At 71.2% G+C, this 4,876-nt stretch carries 3 protein-coding genes and 1 pseudogene; 2 read left to right on the top strand and 2 right to left on the bottom strand.

The genetic code is table 11. From position 1 onward, the window contains the following. The first annotated feature begins 666 nt into the window (after window positions 1-666). Window positions 667-1,490: pseudogene (locus ACFC1R_RS38630) on the top strand (SpoIIE family protein phosphatase). Window positions 1,491-2,018: 528 nt separating this feature from the next. Here the strand turns inward: ACFC1R_RS38630 and ACFC1R_RS38625 are convergent. Next, window positions 2,019-2,708, bottom strand: coding sequence for a response regulator (locus ACFC1R_RS38625; RefSeq protein WP_375946400.1), 690 nt, complete (start codon window positions 2,706-2,708; stop codon window positions 2,019-2,021). Continuing rightward, entirely contained in the window at window positions 2,705-3,979 is a 1,275-nt protein-coding gene (locus ACFC1R_RS38620; RefSeq protein ID WP_375946399.1) for a sensor histidine kinase, read from the bottom strand. Before ACFC1R_RS38620 ends, ACFC1R_RS38625 begins: the two co-directional genes overlap by 4 nt. 192 nt (window positions 3,980-4,171) lie before the next feature. On the opposite strand from ACFC1R_RS38620, the gene ACFC1R_RS38615 reads away from it, so the two are divergent. Further along, entirely contained in the window at window positions 4,172-4,705 is a 534-nt protein-coding gene (locus ACFC1R_RS38615) for a hypothetical protein (protein WP_375946398.1), read from the top strand. Window positions 4,706-4,876: the final 171 nt, after the last annotated feature.

Raw genomic sequence — 4,876 nt, 5'->3', positions numbered from 1 at the left:
AGACAGCCTCCCCTCCCCTCCCCTCCCCTCCCCTCCCCTCCCCCTCTTCAGGCCGTCATCCCGTTCGCCGGCCGATCAGTCCGTGCCTGCTGCGCGGGCGGCAAGCATGTTCCGCCCGCGGGTGCGAAGATCGTCAAGATGACGGTCGGCGGGGTAGACCGGAAGGTCGCGAAGTCGCACGGCTCGGCGAGCTGTTGTGACGGGCATCGGGCTGGCTGCGCACATTCCGCCCGGCCAGTGCCGCCTCCGCCTGGCAGCGGCCTTCTTCGGTTGGCTTCGAGAAGATCCGCGGCGGGCGTCCCGGATGCGGGCCTTCCTCCTCGCGAGGTTCAGCGCGGTGAGCCTGGCGAGGATCTGCGAGATCGTGCTCCTGCCGAAGTCGGCCCGCTTCCCGATCTTCGTGCCCCACGGTGGATCGTTCGCCGGCGCCGCCAGTCGCAGAACCTCAACTGTCTTTCAGGTCACACACATTATGGTATTTGTCATGCGGCCTACACCACCGTCCGGCACACCATAGGTCAAGAATGAACTACGGGGTGACGGCTGACATCGCGCTGGCGAGCAATGACTGGCAATCATGCGCAGACCATCAGTTCAGGAATTCGACTGTCCGGATTTCCGCTGATTGGGCCCTACAGGGACTGGGCTCGGAGGATGGACGCGTTTATCGAGGGGGGCAATCATGTACCAGAAAATGCCGTCTTCGACGTCAGCGGTTTTCATTTTCTCGCCGGACTCCCGGTAGGTGAGCGGCTGCTCGGCCTCCTGCTGGACCGGGCGCGGCTGATGCCGCCGCAGCTGATCGCCCCACTGGTCGCCGAGGAAGTGGCCAGGACCGGCGGCCATGACGTCTCCATCCTGCTCCAGGACTACGCGCAGGAAGTGCTGGTGCCGCTCGCGGGCAGCAAGCTGCACGTCGGCCGGCCCGAACCGATGACCGGCTCCCCCGCCGGCCGGGCCTTCCTGAGCGCCGAGGTCGTCGAGGTCCCGCAGGCCCACGGCGGCCTGCGGATGTATCTGCCGATGCTGGACGGCAGTGACCAGGTGGGGGTCATGGCCCTGACCCTGGACACCGTCGGCGACGACGACCGGCGCCTGCCGCGCAGGCTCGCCTGCCCGGTCGCCGACGTGCTGGTCACCAAGAACGCCTACACCGACCAGTTCTTCCGGACCCGGCGCCGGGAGCCGGGTCCGGCGGCGAGGAGCCCCGGATCCGGGAGCTCCTGCTCCAGCCGGGCGGCCGGGTGCTGCGCTGCACCGACGGCATCATCGAGGAACACGTCACCGGCGGCGAGCCGTTCGGCGAGGAACGCCCCATCCACTGCGTCAACCGCCTGGGGGAAGAACCGTCCCAGGGAGTGCGGGCGGATCTGCGCCGGTTCTCCCACACGCTGAAGAGGGAACGAGGCGAGCGCACCAGCGACGACACCACCCTCGTCATGATCGAGTGGCGCGGCGGCGGCGCCGACCACCTCGCGCTTCTCGGCTGAGAACCTCGACGTCCGGACCGGACCGGTGCCCGCACTCGCACCGCTGGTGGTCACCGTCGAGCCCGGGCCGGGCAGGCGGGCTCGTGCCAGGTCGTTCGGACGACGACCCCGCCCGGGGTGATGTGCTCGCTCGACCAGGTCCGGCAGCACCCTTCGTCCGGCCGGACCGGGGCAGCGGGTGCGGAGATGGCGGGCGCGGCCGGACGGCGTCGCCGACGGGGGCGCCTGGTGGACGGTGTCGTCATGCCGCAGGCTCTGCCCGCCCCGCCGCCCCACCGAACCTGGCCGCCACCCGGACGGACCAGCGGCAGCCGTTCTCACCGGCCACTGACCTGCGAGGACACCCGAAACTCACCGGCGGCGGCCGGGTCGGGGCGGGCAAACTCACCACCGGCCCAGGGTGAAACTCCCCGGTGCAGGCCAGCAGGGGTGCCGAAACTCCCCGGCGTGGGTCAGCGACCTGCGCCGGAGTGAGGCGGGGTCAGGAGCGGCGCCACCAGGAGCCGCGCCGTGGGTCGCGGGCGGTGATCAATCGGCGCTGCCTGTGGCGTACCCGTGACTGTGTGCCCAGGCGACCGCCTCGGCGCGGATGGTGACGCCGAGTTTGGCGAACAGGTGGTTGACATGGGTTTTGACCGTGGCTGGGCCGATGAGCAGGCGGCGGCCTATGGCGGCGTTCGGCAGTCCGGTGGCGAGCAGCCGCAGCACGTCCTCCTCGCGGGGCGTGAGCTGGAGGGCCGAGGGCGGTGTCTGCTGTGGTTCGTCGTGCTGGTCGTGGCGCTCTCGTGCCTGGTGGCCGCGCACGGCTGCGGCGAGCAGTCGGCGCTGGACCTCGGGGTCGAGGGTGACCTGCCGGGAGACCGCCGTCTGGATGGCGCGGGCGATCTGGTCCTTGCCGGCGTCTTTGGTGAGGTAGCCCAGGGCGCCCGCTTGCAGCGCATCGATGATCTTGTCCTCGTCGGCCAGTGTGGTCAGCACCACCACGGCTACACCGGGCAGTTCCTCGGTGATCCGGCGGGTGGCCTCCACACCGTCGAGGACAGGCATCACCAGGTCCATGAGGACGGCGTCCGGGCGCAGTTCGACCGTGCGGGCGATGGCCTCCGCACCGTTGGCGGCGCCACCGACCACGTCGATCCCCGGCACCGTGTCGAGGAGGATCATCAGACCTTCGCGGACGACCGCCTGGTCGTCCGCGACCACCACCCGTACCGTCATGCCGCCACCTCCGCAGCCACTCGCCAGCCCTCCGGGCAGGGGCCAGCGGTCAGCTCCCCGCCGACCAGGAGCAGCCGCTCGCGCATCCCGGCCAGCCCGTAGCCGCCGGAGACGCCTTCCACGGTAGGGGGCTCGGCCGCGTCCGGCGCCTCCGGGGGCGCGCCTGGCGCCCCGGAAAGGCCGTAGGAGACGATGGTCAGTCGGACCCGGTGCTCGGCGTACTCCAGAGTCATGCGCACCGGCCGGCCGGGGGCGTGCTTGGCCGCGTTCACCAGAGCCTCCTGGGCTACGCGCAGGAGCGCCAGACTGGCCTCCGCCCCCAGGGGGCGCGGATTGCCGCGCAGCCGGAAGTCCGCTGCGCGGCCTGCGGCTGTGTGCTGGCCGGCGGCCAGGGAGGCGAGGGCCTCGGGCAGGGGCGGGGTGTCGGCGCGTAGCGCGGCGATGGCCCGGCGGGTCTCGGTGAGTCCGTCCTTCGCGATCCGACGGGCTCTTTCGGCGCGTTCCGTCGCCTGGGCCACGTCCGCCGGATCGGTGGCGAGCAGGGTCTCGATGACCTCGAGCTGGATGACGAGTGCGCCGAGGGAGTGGGCCAGCACGTCGTGGATCTCCCGGGCGAGTCGGGCGCGCTCTGCCAGTGCCGCCGCGCGCTGGCGCTCCTCCTGCGCTTCCTGGGTTTCCGCGAGCAGGCGGCGGGCTTGCAGGTGCTGGATGCGGATGCTGCGGCGGGTCACCCCGGTCAGATAGGCGGCCAGCAGGACCGCGCTCTGCACCGTCAGTGCTTCGGTGTGGGCCCCATGCGGGCCAAGGGCCGTGCCCGCAGCCAGAGCGAGCACGCCGCAGGACAGCACGCCTGTGCTGATCAGCATGGGCAGATCGGCGCCTGCCGCGATCACCGCCAGTACGACCAGCAGGGCGACCGGGCCGGCGCCTGGCGCCGCGGTCAGCAGCAGGCTGCCGGATACCGCGACCACGGTCAGCAGCGTGGCCGCGGTGCGCTGCGGCACCAGGTCGAGGGCGAACGCCGCCCTGGCTGCCACCACGGACCACGCCAGCCATCCCACGGCGAGCAGCACGAACGCGGCGAGGTGGGGCGCACTCCACTGGAACTGCCGCTTCGAGACGAGCACGGCTAGGACGGCGGCCAGCGCGAGTGGCCGGAGCAGGACCATCGTCCACAGCTCGGCGCGCGCCTTGGACGGGCGCGGGGATGCGTCACCGGTCGTGGCCCGCTGGTCGTGCGCGGCCGGATCAGGGCTGGGGTCGGGCGGCATGCGATCACGCTAGGCGAACCGGTTCGCGCTCGTCTCCACCCGGGGGTGGGCAACGGTGGAAGTCGCCGGCTCAACCCTGCTAGGTCCGTCGGCCGAGGCCCCGCACGGTCCGGCGGACACACACTGGTCCGCGTTCACCGGATCGCCGGTAGATCCCGAACCCACCCTTCCCCCATCTCACAAGGAGTCTCCGTGACCGCTTTCGAACAGGCGCTGCTGGTGAACGCAGCCGTCCTGACCACCACACTCCTGGCCGACCTCGGCCTGAAGCAGGTCACCCGCAAGCGGTTGACCCGGCCGCTGATCACCGCCGCCGCCATCGTGCCGCTCTTCGTGCACACCCTGTTCGCCAGCGGCATCGGTCTGACCGTCGAGGTCCTCGGCGCGGCAGCGGGCGTCCTGCTCGGCCTGGCCGCCGCCAGCCGCCTGAAGATCACGCGTCGGGCGTCCGACGGCGCCCTGTCCACCACCGGCGGCTGGGACTACGCCGCCATCTGGATCACCGTCTCCGCGGCACGGACGCTGTTCTCCTACGGCGCCTCCTACTGGTTCACCTACAGCCTGGGCCGCTGGTTCGTCCAGCACGGCGCACTGCCCACCCAGGTCGACGCAATCGTCACCAATGGCCTGGTGCTGATGGCCGTAGCCGCGGTGCTCACCCGCACCGTCGCCCTGCGCATCCGCTCCCGCAACGCACTGGCTGCCGAGCCCGCCACAGTGCACTGAGCCGCTCAGAAGCCGTTGTCGCACCGATCAGTTCGCCCGGCGGTCGAACAGGGCTTTCCGCACGTGGCCGACGCGGAGGAGACGGTTGCCCGGGCAATCGTCAGTGGCCGGTGGTAGGTTCCGGCCCTCGTGACGACGGAGGGGATTCCCGATGCAGCAGATATGGGCGCG

It is taken from the genome of Kitasatospora sp. NPDC056138 (assembly GCF_042264695.1).
Classification (GTDB): domain Bacteria; phylum Actinomycetota; class Actinomycetes; order Streptomycetales; family Streptomycetaceae; genus Kitasatospora.
The sequence above is the reverse complement of the archived record's forward strand: the minus strand, read 5'-3'. Positions and strand labels throughout refer to the sequence as shown.

Excerpts from the sequence above, each read along its gene's own strand:
- ACFC1R_RS38625 (WP_375946400.1), bottom strand. The coding sequence starts at position 2,708 with ATGACGGTACGGGTGGTGGTCGCGGACGACCAGGCGGTCGTCCGCGAA.
- ACFC1R_RS38620 (WP_375946399.1), bottom strand. The coding sequence starts at position 3,979 with ATGCCGCCCGACCCCAGCCCTGATCCGGCCGCGCACGACCAGCGGGCC.